Source organism: Pseudonocardia sp. EC080619-01, from assembly GCF_001420995.1.
Lineage (GTDB): Bacteria > Actinomycetota > Actinomycetes > Mycobacteriales > Pseudonocardiaceae > Pseudonocardia.
Genome location: NZ_CP012184.1, coordinates 2,441,715 through 2,459,668 on the forward strand (window position 1 = coordinate 2,441,715; position 17,954 = coordinate 2,459,668).

14 protein-coding genes are annotated in these 17,954 nt (G+C 75.5%); 11 read left to right on the forward strand and 3 right to left on the reverse strand.

Annotated elements, in window-relative coordinates:
• Window positions 1–79: 79 nt before the first annotated feature.
• Complete coding sequence (gene acs, locus AD017_RS11430) at window positions 80–2,050, reverse strand: acetate--CoA ligase (RefSeq protein WP_010224454.1); 1,971 nt, start codon at window positions 2,048–2,050, stop codon at window positions 80–82.
• A gap of 351 nt (window positions 2,051–2,401) precedes the next feature.
• On the opposite strand from acs, the gene AD017_RS11435 reads away from it, so the two are divergent.
• Window positions 2,402–3,154 (forward strand): hypothetical protein, encoded by a 753-nt coding sequence (locus AD017_RS11435; RefSeq protein ID WP_060574210.1) that lies wholly within the window; start codon window positions 2,402–2,404, stop codon window positions 3,152–3,154.
• Window positions 3,155–3,592: 438 nt separating this feature from the next.
• Here AD017_RS11435 and AD017_RS11440 read toward each other — a convergent pair whose 3' ends face one another.
• Window positions 3,593–4,483 (reverse strand): HAD family phosphatase, encoded by an 891-nt coding sequence (locus AD017_RS11440; RefSeq protein ID WP_060574211.1) that lies wholly within the window; start codon window positions 4,481–4,483, stop codon window positions 3,593–3,595.
• 555 nt (window positions 4,484–5,038) lie between these two features.
• Here AD017_RS11440 and ssd point away from each other — a divergent pair.
• The 6 genes from ssd (at window position 5,039) to AD017_RS36215 (ending at window position 10,147) form a co-directional block, all read left to right on the forward strand.
• A complete protein-coding gene (gene ssd, locus AD017_RS11445; RefSeq protein ID WP_060574212.1) occupies window positions 5,039–6,130 on the forward strand; it encodes a septum site-determining protein Ssd in 1,092 nt (363 codons plus the stop codon).
• Window positions 6,127–7,284, forward strand: coding sequence for a TadA family conjugal transfer-associated ATPase (locus tag AD017_RS11450; RefSeq protein ID WP_060574213.1), 1,158 nt, complete (start codon window positions 6,127–6,129; stop codon window positions 7,282–7,284). The genes ssd and AD017_RS11450 overlap by 4 nt, the downstream gene beginning before the upstream one ends.
• The gene (locus AD017_RS11455) at window positions 7,278–8,123 is read left to right on the forward strand and encodes a type II secretion system F family protein (protein ID WP_060574214.1); all 846 of its coding nucleotides are present in this window, start codon (window positions 7,278–7,280) and stop codon (window positions 8,121–8,123) included. Before AD017_RS11450 ends, AD017_RS11455 begins: the two co-directional genes overlap by 7 nt.
• Entirely contained in the window at window positions 8,120–8,830 is a 711-nt protein-coding gene (locus tag AD017_RS11460; RefSeq protein ID WP_082399181.1) for a type II secretion system F family protein, read from the forward strand. The genes AD017_RS11455 and AD017_RS11460 overlap by 4 nt, the downstream gene beginning before the upstream one ends.
• Before the next feature lie 56 nt (window positions 8,831–8,886).
• Window positions 8,887–9,081: a DUF4244 domain-containing protein gene (locus tag AD017_RS11465; RefSeq protein WP_060574215.1), complete on the forward strand. Its 195-nt coding sequence runs from the start codon at window positions 8,887–8,889 to the stop codon at window positions 9,079–9,081.
• 82 nt (window positions 9,082–9,163) lie between these two features.
• Window positions 9,164–10,147: an Rv3654c family TadE-like protein gene (locus AD017_RS36215; protein WP_060574216.1), complete on the forward strand. Its 984-nt coding sequence runs from the start codon at window positions 9,164–9,166 to the stop codon at window positions 10,145–10,147.
• Between the two features lie 343 nt (window positions 10,148–10,490).
• On the opposite strand, the gene AD017_RS11475 is transcribed toward AD017_RS36215, so the two are convergent.
• Entirely contained in the window at window positions 10,491–12,974 is a 2,484-nt protein-coding gene (locus AD017_RS11475) for a DEAD/DEAH box helicase (RefSeq protein WP_060574217.1), read from the reverse strand.
• A 359-nt stretch (window positions 12,975–13,333) separates the two neighbouring features.
• Here AD017_RS11475 and AD017_RS11480 point away from each other — a divergent pair, with 359 nt between their 5' ends.
• The 4 genes from AD017_RS11480 to AD017_RS11495 all read left to right on the forward strand — a co-directional run bounded on the left by AD017_RS11480 (window position 13,334) and on the right by AD017_RS11495 (window position 17,727).
• Window positions 13,334–15,634 carry a sodium-translocating pyrophosphatase gene (locus tag AD017_RS11480; protein WP_060574218.1) on the forward strand — a complete coding sequence of 767 codons (2,301 nt, stop codon included), beginning with the start codon at window positions 13,334–13,336 and terminating at the stop codon, window positions 15,632–15,634.
• 140 nt (window positions 15,635–15,774) lie between these two features.
• Window positions 15,775–16,377, forward strand: coding sequence for a hypothetical protein (locus tag AD017_RS11485; protein ID WP_060574219.1), 603 nt, complete (start codon window positions 15,775–15,777; stop codon window positions 16,375–16,377).
• Between the two features lie 81 nt (window positions 16,378–16,458).
• Entirely contained in the window at window positions 16,459–17,061 is a 603-nt protein-coding gene (locus AD017_RS11490; protein WP_010240915.1) for a hypothetical protein, read from the forward strand.
• Window positions 17,062–17,136: 75 nt separating this feature from the next.
• Entirely contained in the window at window positions 17,137–17,727 is a 591-nt protein-coding gene (locus AD017_RS11495) for a hypothetical protein (protein ID WP_227012838.1), read from the forward strand.
• Window positions 17,728–17,954 lie beyond the last annotated feature (227 nt).

The window sequence follows — 17,954 nt, forward strand, 5'->3', positions numbered from 1 at the left end:
GCCCCCAGTGTGCCGGGAACGCGACGGCCCCCGGACACGCGTCGCGTCCGGGGGCCGTCGTGGCGTCACATCGCCGGGGTCACTCCTCCTTGGAGTCCTTCATCCCGGTGGAGATCAGGTCCATGACCGAGGAGTCGGCCAGCGTCGAGACGTCGCCGACCTCCCGGTTCTCCGCCACGTCGCGCAGCAGCCGGCGCATGATCTTGCCGGACCGGGTCTTCGGGAGCTCCTCGACGACCATGATCTGGCGCGGCTTCGCGATCGGGCCGATCTCCTTGGAGACGTGGTCGCGCAGCGCCTTGATCGCGTCGTCGCCGCCGTCCTTCGCAGCGCTGCCGCGCAGGATGACGAACGCGACGATGCCCTGGCCGGTGGTCTCGTCGGACGCGCCGACGACGGCCGCCTCGGCCACCGTGGGGTGGCTGACCAGCGCCGACTCCACCTCGGTGGTGGAGATGCGGTGGCCGGAGACGTTCATGACGTCGTCGACGCGGCCGAGCAGCCAGATGGCGCCGTCCTCGTCGTACTTGGCGCCGTCACCCGCGAAGTAGTAGCCCTGCTCGGCGAACCGCGACCAGTAGGTGTCCTTGTAGCGCTCGGTGTCGCCCCAGATGCCGCGCAGCATCGCCGGCCACGGCTTGTCGAGCACCAGGTAGCCGCCCTCGCCGTTGCCGACCGGGGTTCCGGAGTCGTCGACGACGGTCGCCGAGATGCCCGGCAGCGACCGCATGGCCGAGCCCGGCTTGGTCGAGGTGACGCCCGGCAGCGGGGCGATCATCTGGGCACCGGTCTCGGTCTGCCACCAGGTGTCGACGATCGGGCAGCGCTCGCCGCCGATCTTCTCCCGGAACCACATCCAGGCCTCCGGGTTGATCGGCTCACCGACCGTGCCGAGGACCTTCAGCGACGACAGGTCGTACTTCGCGGGGATGTCGTCGCCCCACTTCATGAACGTGCGGATCAGGGTGGGTGCGGTGTAGTAGATCGAGACGCCGTACTTCTGGACGATCTCCCAGTGCCGGCCCTCGTGCGGGGTGTTCGGCGTGCCCTCGTAGACGACCTGGGTGGCGCCGTTGGCGAGCGGGCCGTAGACGATGTAGCTGTGCCCGGTGACCCAGCCGATGTCGGCGGTGCACCAGTAGACGCTCTCGCCCGGCTTGTGGTCGAACACCACGTTGTGGGTGTACGCGGCCTGCGCCAGGTAGCCGCCGGAGGTGTGCAGGATGCCCTTCGGCTTCCCGGTGGTGCCCGAGGTGTAGAGGATGAACAGCGGGTGCTCGGAGTCGAAGGACTCCGGGGTGTGCTGGTCGGAGGCCGCGTCGACGACGTCGTGCCACCAGACGTCGCGGCCCTCGGTCCACGGGACCTCGGTCTCGGTCCGCCTGACGACGAGGACCTTCTCGATCGAGGTGCCCTCGACGGCCTGGTCGGTGTTCTCCTTCATCGGGGCGGGCTTGCCCCGGCGGTACTGGCCGTCCGAGGTGATGAGGACCTTCGCCTCGGCGTCCTCGATGCGGGCCTTCAGCGCGCCCGGCGAGAACCCGCCGAAGACGACGCTGTGCAGCGCACCCAGCCGGGCGCAGGCCAGCATGGAGACGACGGCCTCGGGGATCATCGGCAGCTGGATCGCGACCCGGTCACCCTTGCCGACGCCCAGCTCCGCGAGCGCGTTCGCGGCCTTCGAGACCTCGGCCTTGAGGTCGGCGTAGGTGATGGTGCGGCTGTCGCCCGGCTCGCCCTCCCAGTGGATCGCGACCCGGTCGCCGTTGCCCTCGTCGACGTGCCGGTCTGCGCAGTTGTAGGCGACGTTCAGCTCGCCGCCGACGAACCACTTCGCGAACGGCGGCTGCCAGTCGAGGACGGTGTCCCACTTCTTCGTCCAGTGCAGACGGTCGGCCTGCTCGGCCCAGAAGCCCTCGCGGTCGGCATCGGCACGGTCGTACCACTCGGCGGTGGCGTTGGCCTGGGCGGCGAAGTCCTCCGGCGGCGGGAACGTCCGGCTCTCGGTGGACAGTGCGCTCAGGGCGCTGCTCTTCTCGGACTCGGCCATGTCCTCGTGTCCTCCTCGACGCGGCGTGAAACGGGCCTGGGATCGGCCAGAGGCGCACTCGGTGTGCGCGCACGTGTGCGGACCGACGCTAGTGAAACCGCCCTGCGTCCGCACCGTCTGTCGGGACAGGTGAGGGATCACGGACCCGGCCGGCCCCACCATCGGTGCAGGTCGGCCCGGGTCGCCCGGCGGGGTGACCCCGGGACGCATCGGCGAGGGCGCGGACCGGCGGCCGACGAGCGGTCGATCTGCGGGTGACGAACGGTTCACCCGTCCGGTTCCGCCCCTGGCCGGGGGGCGGGGCGACGGGTCGCTACCCGACGGTAGGCCACCGGTTGGGACGATGACGGCATGGCCCGCACCTCCACCGACGATCCGCTCGCCCCGCTCGCGGCGCTGCCCGGCGTACCCGAGGCGGTCGCCCGGGCCCGGGACGCGACGACCGAGGTGCACAACCAGCCGGTGAACCGGCGCGGCTGGCCGACGACGGCGGCCGAGGCGGCACTGCGTGCGGCCCGGTCGTCGGCGGCGCTGGACGGCGCGCCGCTGAGCCCGGCGACGGCCGACCACGTGTCCGACCCGGTGCTGGCCGGCGCGGTCCGCATCGCCGACGAGCGCGCCCGGCTCCTCGAGGTGTGGGGGCGGGCGCCGCTGCAGGCACTGGCCCGGCTGCACGTGCTCGCGGCCACCGACCTGGTGCCGGCGGCCGAGCACGAGGCGGTGCTGGGCCGCCCCCGACCGGGTGCGTCGGCGCGGCTCTCCGCGCTCGCCGACCTGATCGGCGGCGGGACGACCGCGCCGGCTCCGGTGCTGGTGGCGGTGGTCCACGGGGAGCTGCTGACCCTCCGCCCGTTCGGCACGGCCGACGGTGTCGTCGCGCGCGCGGCGGCCCGGTTGACGGCGATGTCGTCGGGGCTCGACCCGCGCGGGCTCTCGGTGCCGGAGGTCGGCTTCCTCCGCAGGCCGTCCGAGTACCGGGCTGCGGCCGAGGCGTTCGCCACCGGCACACCCGACGGGCTCGCCCGCTGGATCGCCCACACCTGCGACGAGTGGGAGGCCGGGGGCCGCGAGGGCCTGTCGATCGCGGCGGCGCAGTCCGGCTGAGTCGGGCCGGACCGCCGGACCGCAGCCACCGCGAACGAGAGCCGGGCGGCGCCCCTGTCGTGGAGCACCGCCCGGCCCGACGCGAGATCCGGCTCCCTGGCGTGCACTACGTGTCGTGGTTGGTGGCCTCGGCGCCCGGCGTCCCGGAACGCAGGCCCACGACGACATGCCTCCCGCGGCGTGCTCGGCGTGGGAGTGCTCGGGTCTCGCGTACGGAGCCCGGCCCGGGGAGACGGGCTCTTCTCCTCCGAACCGCCCCTGGCCTGACCGGGGTCCGTGACGTCGTTCCTAGTCCCGCGGGTGTGAGGCGGGCAACCCTCGCGAAGGGGTGCACCGGTTCAGCAGCGGTGGGTGATCGGGAGCGGCGGCCGTCCGTGCCGGTCCGACGCCCGGACGGCGGTCGCGCCGGCTCCTCTCCGATGATCCGGGTCCGCGCGGTCAGCGGGTCCGGCGCCACGCGACGACCCCGGCGGCGACCGCCGCGACCACCCCGCCGGCGGCGAGTACCACCGGCGTGGCCGCCGTCCTCGTGCGGGCGTCGACACCGATGCGGTCGGACACGGCGTCACGCAGCCGGAACAACCGGTCCCGCCGTGACGCCGCCCGGACGAACGCGAGCACCGGCCAGCCGCGCTCCCGGGCGATCGCGCGCAGCTCCCGGTCCGGGTTCACGACGTACGGGTGCCCGACCACCTCGAGCAGCGGCAGGTCGGTGACGGAGTCGGTGTAGGCCGCGCACCGGGCGAGGTCGAGGCTGGTCTCCGCGGCGATCTCCCGGGCCGCGCGGGCCTTGCCCTCGCCGTAGCAGTAGAACTCGAGCTCACCGGCGTACCGGCCGTCCTCGACCCGCATGGTGCTGGCGCGGAACCGCTCGATCCCGATCAGCCCGGCGATCGGCTCGACGACCTCGAGACCGGACGCCGACAGCAGCACGATCTCCGCGCCCTGCTCGCGGTAGCGCTCGATCATCCGGACGGCCTCCGGGTACACGAGCGGGCCGACGACCTCCTGGAGGGTCGCGGCGACGATCTCACGGACCCGGCTGACCTCCCAGCCGGTGCTGACGAGGGTCATCCGGCGGCGCAGGGTGTCCATCGTGGCGGCGTCCGCGCCGGAGAGCACCAGCAGGAGCTGCGCCCACGCGCCGCGGGCCACGGTGGCCCGGTCGACGAGCCCGTGCCGCGCGAACGTCCGGGCGAACGCCAGGGCGCTCGAACCCGCGATGAGGGTGTTGTCGAGATCGAGGAAGACGGCCTGGGGCGGCTCGGCGGCCGGGGCGCCGCTCGCCTGCTCCGCGGGCGGACCGGCCGGTGTGGGGAAGGCGGACACCGGTCCAGCGTGCCGGATCGGGCAGCCCGCCCCGCGGCCGGTCGGCCGACGTCCGAGCAGGCCCGCGGCCGACTGCGGGGAGTGACCGGCCGTACGCGACCGGTCGCCCGGACGCGCTCACCGGTCGCCCGGCCGGTTCACCCGACCGGGACGTCCCACTGCGCGCGGGCCGGGACCGGTCGGCGCAGTCCACGGCCGAGGTATGGGCGTGACAGCGGGATTGCGGCTACAGTTGGGTGAGCTCGGACATGGTCCGAGCGGGTTCAGCTCGACCCCCCGGGGCTGAACCAACCGACGGCCCCCGCCAATCCCCCTGGCGGGGGTCGTCCTCGGTGTGGCGGTCCGCTGTGCGACGCCGATCGACCCGGACGGGTCCCGCCCCGATCCTGCCGCACCCCACCGACGGTCGCGCCGTCCCGGCCGGCGCCCGTCCACAGGGACGCCGGTCGTCCACGAGTTGTCCACAGGTACGCGACTCGTCGGTCCCGTCGGGTCCGCCGGCCGCAGGCTCGACACCGGGCCCGCATCGGCGGGTCCAGGTGGAGGTGGGACCCGATGGACCGGCGCTGCCTGATCGTGGCCGACGATCCCGACGTACTGGATGCGCTGCTGCGGCTCGCCGCGGCCGCCGACATGGACGCGTTGCGCGCCGTCGACGCGGCCGACGCACGGCGGGCCTGGGCCCGCGCGCCGGTCGTGCTGCTGGACCGGGCCGGGGCCGCCCGCTGCCGCGACGCGGGCTTCCCGCGGCGCGACACCGTGGTCATCGCGGTGACCGGTGAACCGGCCGCCGAGGACTGGCGGACCGCGGTCGCGCTCGGCGCGGACCGGGTCGTGCAGCTGCCGCACGGCGAGGCCGGTCTGACCGGTCTGCTGGCCGACGCCCGGGAGCGCGCGGCCGCCGGAGGGCGGCCGGGGCGGGTGCTCGCGGTCGTCGGCGGCAGCGGCGGCGCGGGCGCGTCGGTGCTGGCCACGGCGGTGGCGGTCACGGCCGCCCGGACGGGGGCGGCGGCGCTGCTCGTCGACTGCGATCCGCTGGGCGGCGGGCTCGACCTGCTGGTCGGTCTCGAACAGGAAGCCGGTCTGCGCTGGCCGGAGCTCGCCGTCGGCGACGGCCGGGTACGGGCGGCGGCACTGCACGCGGCGCTCCCCCGGACGGTGTCCGGACGGTCGGATCTCTCGGTGCTGTCCTGTGCCCGGTCCCCGCACGGGCCCGGACCGGCGGCCGTCGGCGCGGTACTGGACGCCGGTCGCCGGGGTGGCGGCACCGTCGTCTGCGATCTGCCCCGCTACCCGACCGACGCCGCGCTCGCGGCCCTCGGCGCGGCCGACCTGACCGTGCTCGTCGTACCGGCGGCGCTGCGGGCCGGCGCCGCCGCGGCCCGGGTCGCCGACGTGCTCGCCGAGCACGCCCGGGTGGTGGAGGTCGTCGTCCGCGGCCCGTCGCCGGGTGGCATCACCCCGGACGAGGTGGCCACCTCGCTCGGGCTCCCGCTCCTGCACGCCATGCGTGCGGAGCGCGACCTCCCCGGAGCGCTCGAGCGCGGCCGCACACCCGGCGCCGGGCGCGGCGCGCTGGCCACCGCCGCCCGCGCCGTCCTCGAACGGCTCTCCGCAGTCGGCCACGAGAAGGCGGCGGCGTCGTGAACCCGCTGGTCGACCGGGTCCGAGCCCGGCTCGCGGACTCCGGCGGAGGCACCGGGCCCGCCGCCGTGGCCGCGGCCGTGCGTGCCGAGTCCGGCGGGGTCGCGTCCGATCTGGACGTGCTCGCCGCGCTGCGCACCCTGCGCGAGGAATTCACCGGTGCCGGTCCGCTCGACGCGCTGCTGCGCGACCCGGCCACCACCGACGTGCTGGTGACCGCGCCGGACGCGGTGTGGGTCGATCGCGGCGACGGGCTCCGGCGCAGCACCGTCAGGTTCCCCGACGAGGACGCCGTCCGCCGCCTCGCGCAGCGCCTGGCGCTCGCGGCCGGCCGCCGCCTCGACGACGCGAGCCCGTGCGTCGACGGCCGCCTCGCCGACGCCGGGGTGCGGCTGCACGCCGTCCTACCGCCGGTCGCCGCGGCCGGCACCGCGATCTCGTTGCGCGTGCTGCGGCCCGCGAGCCACGATCTCGCCGCGCTGCGACGGACCGGGACGTTCGACGGGGCCGGTGAGGCCCTGCTGCGCGCGATCGTCGCGGCCCGGCTCGCGGTGCTGGTCGCGGGCGGGACGGGCAGCGGCAAGACCACCGTGCTCAACGCGCTGCTGGGTGCCGTCGCCCCGGGCGAGCGCCTGATCACCGTGGAGGACGCCGAGGAGCTGCGCCCGCGGCACCCGCACGTCGTCCGCCTGGTGGCCCGGCCGCCGAACATCGAGGGATCCGGTGGCGTCGCGCTGCGCGAACTGGTCCGGCAGGCGTTGCGGATGCGGCCGGACCGGCTGGTCGTCGGCGAGGTCCGCGGCGCGGAGGTCGGGGACCTCCTGGCCGCGATGAACACCGGTCACGACGGCGGCGCCTGCACGGTGCACGCCAACTCCGTACGCGAGATCCCCGCCCGGATGCGCGCCCTCGCCGGGCTCGGCGGAATGTCCCCGGCCGCGCTCGACGGGCAGCTCGCCGCCGCCGTCCAGGTGGTGCTGCAGATGCGCCGCAGGCCGGGCACGGGCCGGGTGCTCGACGAGATCGGGGTGCTCCGCCGGCACGACGACGGCGTTCCGCAGGTCGACGCCGCCTGGTCCCGGGGAGCCGGCGCGGGCCCGGCGATGCCCGACCTGCACGCGCTGCTGCGCGAGCGCGGGATCGGTGTCCCGTGCTGACGTCGGTGCCGGCCGCCGCGTTCCCGTCCGCGCCGTCGGGCGCGCGGGCCGGGCTCGCTCTCCTGTTGCTCGCCGGGGCGGTGCTCGGGCTGCCGGGCTCGGCGGGGCGCCGGCGGCTGCACCGCCTGTCCGGTGCGGAACGGGCCCGGCCGCGACGACTTCCGGTCGCCGCCCTGACCTACCTGGTCGCCGCGGGTGCGGGGTTCCTGCTGCTCGGCCCCGCGGGGGCGGTGTGCGCCTGCGGGGCGGCCTGGTTCGTCCGCCGCCGGATCGCCGCGCGGCGGGATGCGGCACGGCACGCCGGAGCCGCGGCGGAGCTGGCCGACGCGCTCGCCCGCATCACCGACGAGCTGCGCACCGGCGCCCATCCCGCGGCGGCGCTGGCCGGGCAGGCGCACGACGGTCCGCTGGCCCGCGCACTGCTCGAACCCGCCGCCGCGGCGGCCCGGATCGGGGAGCCGGTACCCGCGGCACTGCGGCGCGCCGCCGGCGGGCCGGCCGGCCGCGACGTGGAGCGGATCGCCGCGGCCTGGGAGCTGGCCGACCGCCACGGAGCGCCGCTCGCCGACCTGCTGGGCGGGCTGCTCGACGACATCCGGTGGCGGATCGCGCACGGCGCCCGGGTCCGGGCACAGCTCGCCGGGCCACGCGCCACCGCGAGCGTCCTCACCGCTCTCCCTCTGGCCGGGATCGGGCTCGGTCAGCTCATGGGCATCGCACCGCTGACAGTGCTCCGTTCCGGACTGCACGGCCCGGTCCTGCTGGCCGTCGGCGTGCTGCTGACCGCCGCCGGGACGGCCTGGTCGGACCGGATCCTGCGCGCGGCGGTGCCGTCGTGAGCGCCACGGCGCTGGGACTGGTCGCCGCGGCGGTGCTGGTCTCGTCCGGCAGCCCCGCACGTGACCGTCTCCGTGCACTGCGCGGGCCCGGTCCCGACCGGCCCGCGGAACGTCCGCGCACCGCGGTTCTCGCGGTACTCGTCCCCGCCGGTGCCGCGCTGGGGTGGGTGGTGGCGGGTCCGGCCGGGGCGGTCGTCGGCACCGTCGCCGGGGGCGGGGCGCTGCTGGTCGTCCGCCGCGCGTCCGCCGCCCCGGGCGCCCGGGCCGACGAGGCCGATCTCGCCGCCGCCTGGGACCTCCTCGCCACCTGCCTCGGGGCCGGGCTGACCGTGCCGGACGCGGTCGGGGCGGCCGCCCGCAGGCTCCCCGGGTCGGCGGGGGCGGCGCTCCGCCGGGTGGCGGGACTCCTCGCACTCGGGGCCGACGCCGACGACGCCTGGTCCGCCGCGGCCGCCACTCCGGCGCTGGCCGGGTTCGCCCGGCCCGCCGGCCGGTCGGCGAGCACCGGTGCCGCACTCGGCCGGGCCGCGGCCGCGGAGGCCGGACGGCTGCGGGCCGGCCTCGCCGACCGGGCGGAGGAACGCGCCCAGCGCGCCGCCGTCCGGATCACCGCCCCGCTGGGGCTCTGCTTCCTGCCCGCCTTCCTGGTCCTCGGCATCGTGCCGGTCGTGATCGGGCTGGCCGGGGAGGCGTTCGCCCGGTGGTGACACCGGACGACGACCGGGCCCGCACGTCCGCGGGCCCCCGACGAAGGAGCACTCCGATGACCCGTTCCCTCCTGCGCACCCGCCTGGCCGCACTCGCCGTCGACGACGACGGGATGTCCACGGTGGAGTACGCGGTCGGCACCGTGGCCGCTGCCGCGTTCGTCGCCCTGCTGTACGCCATCGTCAGCGGTGGCGACGTGCTCGCCGCGCTCACCGGGATCGTGCAACGTGCGCTGTCGACGACGCTCTGACGCCCACGCCGGGCGCCGGACGGCCGCCGACCGTCCCGCCCTGTGTACCGGTGACGACGGCGCGGTCACCGTCGAGGCGGCGATGGCACTCGGCACCCTCGTGGCGGTGACGGCGGCCGCCGTGGCCGCCGTCGCCGCCGTGGCCGCCGGGGTGCGGTGCACCGACGCCGCCCGCGAGCTCGTCCGGCAGGCCGCACGCGGCGACGCCGACCGCGGGCGACACGGTGATCGCGACGGTCCGGATCCGGCCGGTCGGGATGCTGCCGCTCTCGGTGACGGGCTCCGCCGCGGCCGTCGCGGAGCCGGGGCTCACCGGTACCGGGAGTGCCGCATCGAGCGGTCCGCGTACGCCGCCGTCGGTGTCGGGGCCAGAGCCGGGGCCGGGGGACGAGACCGCCGGGGCACCCGCGGTCCCGGACCCGGCGGAAGGGGCGGCACCCCGATGACCGCCGACAGCAGCGGCCCTCGGACCCGATCCCGGTCCGGCGCCGCCCCACGCAGCGCCGCCCCACACAGCGCCGATCCGCTCGGCCCCGATCCACACGACGCCGATCCACACGGCGCCCATCCACTCAGCACCGCAGACCGGATCCGCCACGACGACACGGGCGTCGCCTCGGTCTGGGCCGCCACCGCCGCCGCGGTGCTGCTGCTCGTCGGGGCCGTCGGGGTCGACGTCGCCGCCGCGGTCCGGGCCCGGCACGTCGCGGCCGCCGCAGCGGACCTGTCGGCACTGGCCGCCGCCGGGCGGTCGGTGGAGGGGGCCGAGATCGCGTGCCGGGTGGCCGCCGATCTCGCCGCCCGCAACGGCGCCGAGGTGGCCGCGTGCCACCTCGACGGTTGGGACGCGCTGGTGGAGGCCCGGGTCCGGTGGTCGGGGCTGCTCCCGATCGGCGGTCCGGCGACCGCACGGGCCCGGGCCGGACCGGCACCGCTCGACGACGGCTCGGATGCCGTGACACCGGCACGACGACGAGGAGGAAGTGATCATGCTCTCGGTGAGCGGTCGGCAGCACTGGGTGAACGGACGGGTAACAGCGCAGCACGCCCGCATCACGTCCGGTGAGGACGAACGCCGGGTTCCGGCGCCGTTTCGTCGTCGCGACCGGACCGATCGCCGACGCCGGAGCGCCCGGGACTGGCACCCCGCGCCGCCCTGCTGCCTACTGGAGTCAGTCGCGGAGACGGGCAGGGCCCGGTCCGTCTCCGGCACAGAGACCACGCTCCCCAGGCAGCGATGGCGTCGGAGCGCATCACGCGCCCCCGTCCGACGCCGTCGCCCGTGGTTGCCGCCGGCCTGCCCACGCCCCCGACGGGCGGGCCGGCGGTGCCTCGCCGGATCCGGCGCACGCACACCCTTCGGCGTCGTCGCGACCGGCCCGCCCGCCCGGACCCGTCGGGCAGCCGGTTCAGGCCGGCCCGCCGGCCTCCCCGAGCGCCTCCAGGACCAGGTCGAGCACCTGCACCGCACCGGTCTTGTCGAGCGGGTTGTTGCCGTTGCCGCACTTGGGCGACTGCACGCACGACGGGCAGCCGGTGCGGCACTCGCAGTCGCGTACCGCCGAGCGGGTCGCCGTGAGCCAGCGCGCCAGGACGGCGTGGCCGCGCTCGGCGAGGCCCGCGCCGCCCGGGTGCCCGTCGTGCACGAACACCGTCGGCAGCCCGGTGTCGGGGTGCAGCGCCGTGGACAGCCCGCCGATGTCCCACCGGTCGCAGATCGCGAACAGCGGGAGCAGCCCGATCGCGGCGTGCTCGGCGGCGTGCAGCGCACCGGGGAGGCGCGCCTCGTCGATCCCGGCGTCGGCCAGGGCGTCCGGTTCGATCGTGTACCAGACGGAGCGGGTGTCGAGGCTCTGCGCGGGGAGGTCGAGCGGGGTCTGGTCGAGCACCGTGCCGTCCGGGGTGCGCCGGCGGTAGCCGACCACCTGGCTGGTGACCGTGGTCGCGCCGAAGCAGACGTCCACCGGGCCGTACCGGCGGGACTCGAGCACCTCGAGCACCGTCACGTCGGACACCGACTGTGCCTCGGTCCGCCAGTCCGGCTCCTCCGGGTGCACGAGCGCGACCCCGCCGTCGAGATCGAGCTCGTCGACCACGTAGCTCTCGCCGCGGTGCAGGTGGACCGCGCCAGGGTGCACGGTGCCCGGTGCGGAACCGCCGTCGACGGTGCCGAGCATGCGTCCGGTGGCCGCCTCGACGATCGCGACCTGCCCGAGGCCCGACCCGCGGATGTCGACCTGCGCCGCCGGGGCGTCCCCGGTGTCCGGCCAGAACCAGCCGTGCGGGCGCCGGCGGAGCACGCCCTCCTCGACCAGCGCGTCGAGAACCTCGACCGCGGGCGCACCACCGAAGATCCCGTCGACGTCGTCGGTGGTCAGCGGGAGCTCGGCCGCCGCGCACGCGAGCTGCGGGGCGAGGACGTACGGGTTCACCGGGTTGAGCACGCAGCTCTCCACCGGGGCGCCGATCAGGGTCTGCGGGTGGTGCACGAGATAGGTGTCGAGCGGGTCGTCCCGGGCCACCAGGACGACGAGCGCCTCGTCGGCCGCGCGGCCCGCCCGGCCCGCCTGCTGCCAGAACGACGCCCGGGTGCCCGGGAACCCGGCGACGACGACCGCGTCGAGCCCGGAGATGTCGACGCCGAGCTCCAGCGCGTTCGTCGTCGCGACGCCGAGCAGCTCACCCGTCATCAGCGCTGTCTCCAGGGCCCGGCGTTCCTCGGGCAGGTAGCCGCCCCGGTAGGCCGCGACCCGGTCGCCCAGCTCCGGTGCGACGTCGGCGACCTGGCGGCGGGCCCCGAGCGCGGTGAGCTCCGCGGCGCGCCGGGAGCGGACGAAGGCGAGCGTCCGCGCGTCCTCCAGCACCAGGTCGGCGAGCATCCTTGCGGCTTCGCCCCCGGCGGACCGGCGGACCGGTGCCCCGTTGTCGCCGGTGATCTCGGCGAGCAGCGGCGGCTCCCAGAACGCGACGGTCCGGCCCGCGTGCGGCGACCCGTCGTCGGTGACGGCGACGACGTCGCGTCCTGTCAGGCGGGACGCGAACTCCGCGGGCCGGGCCACCGTCGCCGAGGCGAGGACGACGGTCGGGTGGGCGCCGTACCGGGCCGCGACGCGCAACAGCCGCCGCAGCAGCAACGCCACGTGCGAGCCGAACACCCCGCGGTAGGTGTGGCACTCGTCGACGACGACGAACTCCAGGCGGCGCAGGAACGTCGACCAGCGGCCGTGCCGCGGCAGCAGCGACCGGTGCACCATGTCCGGGTTCGAGAACATCCAGCGGCAGTGCCGCCGGATCCAGTCGCGCTCCTCCATCGGGGTGTCCCCGTCGAACGAGGCCGGCCGGATCCCGTCCGGGGCGATGTCGTCGAGCGCCCGCAGCTGGTCCGCGGCGAGCGCCTTGGTCGGAGCCAGGTACAGCGCGGTGGCCCGCGGGTCCTCGACGAGACGGGTCAGCACCGGCAGCTGGTAGACCAGCGACTTGCCCGAGGCCGTGCCCGTCGCGACGACGACGTCCGACCCCGCCCGCACGAGCTCCGCCCCCTCGGCCTGATGGGCCCACGGCCGGTCGACGCCGCGCCCGGCCCACCCGGAGCGGAGCACGTCCGGCGTCCAGTCCGGCCAGCCGGTGCTGCGGCCCGGGCGCGGTGGGATCCGGACGACGTGCCGCAACGGGTCGCCGGGATCGGTCTCCGCAGGGGCGCCGGGCTCCCCGGTCGCCTCCGGACCGGCACCGGCCTCCGGACCCGGCTCCGGACCCGGCTCCGGCTCCGTCCCACCCGGCCCGAGCCAGGTCGTGTCGGCCCGGCCCGGATCCACGCCGGAGCCCGCGAGGACGCGGCGGAGCAGCTCGACTCCGCGCTCCGACCCGTCCAGGCACTCCTCGGGGGACCCCACGACCGGCCAGGTTGGCACAGACGTTCGAATCGCGTGCCGGCGCGTCCCGGACGCGCGCCACCACAGGTTCCCCCGGGCGGGCCTTGACCCGGAGTCCGTTGCGCCTCAACCGATCTGCGGGTTCCCGGATTGCACCGTGAACTCTGTGGCGTTGATCACTTTGCCGGGATCGTTATTCGTTGTGATCCCTGTCGCACTGAGTGGTCGGACACACTTCTACACTGCACGCGCCCGGACGGCGGAGCACCGCGGCCCGGGCCCAGTCGACGCCAGTGATGCCGTCGTCGGCAGGGGCGCCGTCGTGGCGTCCCCGCTCGTCGAGGCGGACCTGGTGGAACTTCGCTGATCCAGGAGGACGGATGTCCGGTTCCACCCTCGCCCAGGGCCTCGAGCTCGGTGCGGGAGACCTCACCGTCGTCGGTGTGGTCGCGGTGGTCGCCCTCGTCGCCCTGGCCGTCGGCGGTCTGCTGCTCAGGGAGGTGCTCGCCAACGGCGAGGGCACCCCGAAGATGCAGGAGATCGGCCGCGCGGTCCAGGAAGGCGCCACGGCGTACCTCAACCGCCAGTTCCGCACCCTCGCGGTGTTCGCCGCGGTCGTGTTCGTACTGCTCTTCGCGCTCCCCGCAGAGGACCTCGGTGAACGCATCGGCAGGTCCATCTTCTTCGTCGTCGGTGCGGTCTTCTCCGCGATCATCGGCTATCTCGGCATGTGGCTCGCCACCCGCGCGAACATCCGGGTCGCCGCGGCTGCCCGCGAGCCGGGCGGCCGGGAGAAGGCGACCCGGATCGCGTTCCGGACCGGCGGCGTCGTCGGGATGTTCACGGTCGGCCTCGGCCTGTTCGGTGCCGCGATCGTCGTGCTCGTCTACGCCGGCCAGGCTCCGCGCGTCCTGGAGGGCTTCGGCTTCGGCGCGGCCCTGCTCGCGATGTTCATGCGTGTCGGCGGTGGCATCTTCACCAAGGCCGCCGACGTCGGCGCCGACCTCGTCGGCAAGGTCGAGCAGGGCATCCCGGAGGACGACCCGCGCAACGCGGCGACGATCGCGGACAACGTCGGCGACAACGTCGGCGACTGCGCCGGGATGGCCGCCGACCTCTTCGAGTCCTACGCCGTGACGCTGGTCGCCGCCCTGATCCTGGGCACCGCGGCGTTCGGCCTGCAGGGCCTGCTGTTCCCGCTGATCGTCCCGGCCATCGGTGTGATCACCGCGATCCTGGGCGTCTACCTGACCAAGGCCCGCGAGGGCGAGAACACGCTGCGCGCCATCAACCGCAGCTTCTTCCTGTCCGCGCTGTTCGCGGGCGTGCTGTCGATCATCGCCGCGTACGTCTACCTGCCGTCGAGCTTCGGCGCGCTGACGAACCCGACCGACGGCAGTGTCGCCGCACTGGCCGGTGACCCGCGCCTGATCGCGTCGGCCGCGGTGATCATCGGCATCGTGCTCGCGGCCGTCATCCTCAAGCTGACCGGCTACTACACCGGCACCGAGGACCGCCCGGTCAAGGACGTCGGCGAGTCCTCCCTCACCGGCGCCGCGACGGTGATCCTCTCCGGCATCTCGATCGGTTTCGAGTCCGCGGTCTACACCGCCCTCGTCATCGGGGCCGCGGTGTACGGGGCGTTCCTGCTGTCCGGCTCGATCGTCGTCTCGCTCTTCGCGGTCGCGCTGGCCGGTACCGGCCTGCTGACCACCGTCGGCGTCATCGTCGCGATGGACACCTTCGGCCCGGTCTCGGACAACGCGCAGGGCATCGCCGAGATGTCCGGCGACGTCGAGGGCGACGGCGTCGACATCCTCACCGAGCTCGACGCCGTCGGGAACACGACCAAGGCGATCACCAAGGGCATCGCGATCGCGACGGCGGTACTCGCCGCGACCGCGCTGTTCGGGTCGTACCGCGACGCCATCAACCAGGCGCTCGACGGCGCCGGGGTCGCGCTGGCCGACGCCGGAACCGCCTTCGCCTACGAGGTGTTCAGCCCGAACACCCTGGTCGGCGTGATCATCGGTGCCGCGGTGGTGTTCATGTTCTCCGGCCTGGCGGTCAATGCCGTGACCCGTGCCGCCGGCGCGGTCGTGTTCGAGGTGCGCCGCCAGTTCAAGTCCAAGCCCGGGATCATGGACGGCACCGAGCGGCCCGAGTACGGCCGCGTCGTCGACATCTGCACCCGCGACTCGCTGCGCGAGCTGGCCACCCCCGGCCTGCTCGCGATCTTCGCCCCGATCGCGGTCGGGTTCGGCCTCGGCGTCGGCCCGCTGGCCGGCTACCTGGCCGGTGCGATCGCGGCCGGCACCCTGATGGCGATCTTCCTCGCCAACTCGGGTGGGGCATGGGACAACGCGAAGAAGCTGGTCGAGGACGGCAACCACGGCGGCAAGGGGTCCGACGCCCACGAGGCGACGATCATCGGCGACACCGTCGGTGACCCGTTCAAGGACACCGCCGGTCCGGCGATCAACCCGCTGATCAAGGTCATGAACCTGGTCTCGGTGCTGATCGCCCCGGCGATCGTGGTGCTCTCGACGCCGGACGCCAACCCGGTGATCCGGATCCTGATCGCCCTGGTCGCGGTGGCGATCATCGCGGCGGCGATCGTGGTGTCGAAGCGCCGCACGTCGGCCATCACCGACGCTCCGGCCGAGAGCTCGGTGGGCTAGACCGGAGCATCCCGCCACGCGGTATCCGCGGACCACGACGGCCGCTCGTCCCGACCGGGGTGAGCGGCCGTCGTGCGCCGTCACCCGATTCGGCTACCCTGCCCCGGCCGGACCGCGGAGATCATCCGGTTGGAGGAGCCATGCGGACGGTCGGCACGATCGGCGCGGCGCTCGCCGTCGCCCTCCTCGCGGGGTGCGGCTCCCCCGGGCCCACGGTCCCGGAGTGGACCGAGGGGATGTGCACGGCGGTCCGCTCGTTCGTCCAGACCGCCGTCGCGGCGCCGGGGGCCGGCCCGGCACCCGCCGAGCGGCTGCAGGCCGTCGGCGACTACCTGGGCCGCACGACCTCCGCGGTGGACCGCACCCTGGGTGACCTGGACCGGCTCGGCCCACCGCCCGTCGACGGCGGCGACACCCTCGCCGCGGAGCTCGCCGGCGGCCTCGGTGAGATCCGCTCCGCGTTCTCCTCGGCCCGCTCCCGGGTCGGGGCGCTGGACCCGGCCGACCCGGCCGCCGTCGAGCGGGACCTGCCGGGTGCCCTGGAGCCGGTCGCCCGCCTCGGCAGCACGACCGGTCCGCTCGCCGTCGTCACCGGGGACCCGGAGCTCGGCCCGGCGTTCCGGGCGTCCGCGGCCTGCGGCGATCTGACCCGTCTGGCCGAGCAGCCTCGATCACAGTCCGCCCCGGACGGCCCTGCCGGTGTTGCCCCGAACGGTGCAGCGGGGGAGGGTGGCGGCGGCTGACCTGCGGCGGCGTCCTACCGTCGTCACCCGACCGTTACCTCCGGGCCCGCTCCCACGGCCCCCCGACCCTGGAGCCCGACGATGGCCACCCCCCGACCGGCGCGTGCCGCACGGGTCCTGCTCCCCGCCCTGCTCGCCACCCTCCTCGCCGGTGGCTGCGCCCAGACCGTCGCCGGCACGGCCGCGCCGGACCCGGCTCCGCGCCCCACCGAGGGTGTCGGCGCCGACCCGGTCGCCTGGGGCGACACCGTGTGCGGCGCGCTGCTGTCCTACTACCAGCCGCTCAGCGCCCGGCCCGACTACGGCGGCGCCGACCTGCCCGGCATCAAGACCCGGCTGTCCGAGTACCTCGGCAACGTCAAGGGCGGCATCGACAACGGCAAGAAGCAGCTCGCCGATGCCGGCGCCTCCCCGGTCAGCGGCGGCGACCAGTTCAAGACCTCGATCAGCGACCTGCTGAACCGGACCGGGACGACCGTCGACCAGGCCCGGACCGACGTCGACCAGGCCGACCCGAACGACGTGCCCGGCTTCCAGGCACGGCTGAAGTCCGCCGAGGACAAGCTGCGCACCATCGGTGCCGCCGAGGGCCTGGACAAGCTCGGAGCCACCCCGCGCCTGGACAAGGCGGTCGCGACGGCCCCGAAGTGCGGCGAGCTGAACAAGCTGACCACCCCGGGCTGAGCACACGCGTCACCCTCCGGCGTGGCGCTGGTGACAGTGATCGAACATGCGTTCTATGATCGGCGCGTGCCGCAGATGTCGCTGTTCTCCGCGGAGGCCCGGCCGGCCGGGCTGACCGACCTGGCCGGGCTGCTCTGCGGGCCCGGGCGGATCGAGCGGTTCGGCGCCGGGGACACCGCCCGGTTCGACGTACCGCTCCCGTTCGAGGGCCGGGAGCGCGCGCTGGCCGCACTGGCCGCCGCCCGCGGCGTCACCCTGGCGCCGGGCGCGTCCGGCATGCGCAGCGCGTTCCGGCGCGATCTCGTGCCGCTCGCCCGCACCTGGTGCACCCCCGACGGCCGCAAGCAGGTTCCACCGGACTTCCAGCTCGACGGGGCCGCGCTGCGGCTCTGGGCGCTCGCCGCGGGCGTCGGTGACCTGCGCGGCGGGCACCTTCTGCTGCTCGACCCGCACGCGCCGTGGACGCACGGGCCGCTCATCGCCGCGGCGACCCGGGCCGGTCTTCCCCCGGCGCGGCTCGCGACCGGGGAACACGGGGCCCCCGGTCCGGCGTTGCGACTGCACGGCACCCGTCGCATGGCTCGCCTGGTCGAACTGGTGGGTCCGGCGCCGAGCACGCTCGGTGCGTCCGAGTGGCCCCGGCACCACGGCCGACCGGCCGCCTGACCTGCCGAACTCCGGCTCCGGCTACGCTGGCGACTCGCCCGGCCACGGTGGCGCAACCCACGGCACCGGGTGGCGACGGTGTGAGATCGTGCGATCGTCGACCGGATACGGACGCGTAGAGCGACCACTCCGGCACGCTCTGCGGGTGCACCGACAGCACGGTGGAGCACGGCTACGGCGCAGTCGTCGCAACAGGCGCGACGCCGCCGAGGAGATGAGGTAGGACC

Bases quoted from the DNA above. Each gene is read 5' to 3' on its own strand.
- AD017_RS36215 (WP_060574216.1), top strand. From the start codon at position 9,164: ATGGCACTCGGCACCCTCGTGGCGGTGACGGCGGCCGCCGTGGCCGCC.
- acs (WP_010224454.1), bottom strand. From the start codon at position 2,050: ATGGCCGAGTCCGAGAAGAGCAGCGCCCTGAGCGCACTGTCCACCGAG.
- AD017_RS11465 (WP_060574215.1), top strand. From the start codon at position 8,887: ATGACCCGTTCCCTCCTGCGCACCCGCCTGGCCGCACTCGCCGTCGAC.
- AD017_RS11480 (WP_060574218.1), top strand. From the start codon at position 13,334: ATGTCCGGTTCCACCCTCGCCCAGGGCCTCGAGCTCGGTGCGGGAGAC.
- AD017_RS11485 (WP_060574219.1), top strand. From the start codon at position 15,775: ATGCGGACGGTCGGCACGATCGGCGCGGCGCTCGCCGTCGCCCTCCTC.
- AD017_RS11490 (WP_010240915.1), top strand. From the start codon at position 16,459: ATGGCCACCCCCCGACCGGCGCGTGCCGCACGGGTCCTGCTCCCCGCC.
- AD017_RS11435 (WP_060574210.1), top strand. From the start codon at position 2,402: ATGGCCCGCACCTCCACCGACGATCCGCTCGCCCCGCTCGCGGCGCTG.
- ssd (WP_060574212.1), top strand. From the start codon at position 5,039: ATGGACCGGCGCTGCCTGATCGTGGCCGACGATCCCGACGTACTGGAT.
- AD017_RS11495 (WP_227012838.1), top strand. From the start codon at position 17,137: ATGTCGCTGTTCTCCGCGGAGGCCCGGCCGGCCGGGCTGACCGACCTG.